At 33.0% G+C, this 424-nt stretch carries 1 protein-coding gene; it reads right to left on the bottom strand.

Going from position 1 to position 424, the window contains the following annotated elements:
* The coding region (locus PZE06_RS26430) for a helix-turn-helix domain-containing protein (protein WP_275792169.1) at window positions 1–138 on the bottom strand (138 nt) is incomplete at its 3' end.
* Window positions 139–424: the final 286 nt, after the last annotated feature.

Genomic DNA, 424 nt, shown 5'->3' with positions numbered 1-424 from the left:
CAGAAAATCACCCATCGATATATTAAGTGCCTTACATATTTTTTCTAATAAGGAGAAGGTGATCTCTTGATTGCCGCTTTCTATTCGTGATAAAGAAGGTTGAGAAAGACCGATTTGTTTTTCTCCAAAGGAGATCATGTATTATTAAAAACTCTCATCTCTAGTTCTTACCTTTGGCTCAAACGAAATTGAACTATTTATTTCGTTAAAACTTTATTTTGCAACATCTTCTTAATCTGATTGTTCATTAAAAAAATGCGATGGAGAATGTTAACGCTGAAACAAATAAATTTATCGTCCTCAATCAGGACAGCTTGCGGCAACAGAGCAGAAGCAATCGTCCATATATGAAGATCATAAACATTTATTACGCGATCTATTCCTTCGAACTTCTTTCACCTTCTACAGTTTAAATATTTTTGAT

The sequence above is a fragment of the Robertmurraya sp. DFI.2.37 genome (genome assembly GCF_029211245.1).
In the GTDB taxonomy this organism is placed as follows: domain Bacteria; phylum Bacillota; class Bacilli; order Bacillales; family Cytobacillaceae; genus Robertmurraya; species Robertmurraya methanolica_A.
This window is presented reverse-complemented; position numbering and strand designations above follow the sequence as displayed.